1 tRNA gene is annotated in these 387 nt (G+C 36.2%); it reads left to right on the top strand.

Annotated elements, in window-relative coordinates:
- Positions 1–114 precede the first annotated feature (114 nt).
- Positions 115–191, top strand: a tRNA-Ile gene (locus tag FCS21_RS16710).
- The last annotated feature ends 196 nt before the right edge of the window (positions 192–387 follow it).

A 387-nucleotide genomic window follows, 5' to 3' on the forward strand; every position in this document is an offset into this window, starting at 1 on the left:
CTAGGGGAACCTGGGGTTGGATCACCTCCTTATCTTGAATAAAACGATTAATGATAACCTTCGGGTTATAGAGTGTTCACACAAATTACATGATAACAAGTTAATAAGAATTATAGGTCTGTAGCTCAGCTGGTTAGAGCGCACCCCTGATAAGGGTGAGGTCGGCAGTTCAAGTCTGCCCAGACCTACCAATTTAATTTTATACTGCGTAGTTAGCGGTCTGTGTATGAAAATATACAGAGGACTAAAAACTACTGAAGATAAAAGAAAATGGTACTAATTCTTTATTAAAGAAAGAAGCCAAATTTAAGCTTAACTTCAACAAGTTATTTTAAATTTGGTTTTTTTAAACCATATCGTTGCCGAATGTGTGCAACTGATAAGTTC

This window comes from Colwellia ponticola, from assembly GCF_005885605.1.
Lineage (GTDB): Bacteria > Pseudomonadota > Gammaproteobacteria > Enterobacterales > Alteromonadaceae > Colwellia > Colwellia ponticola.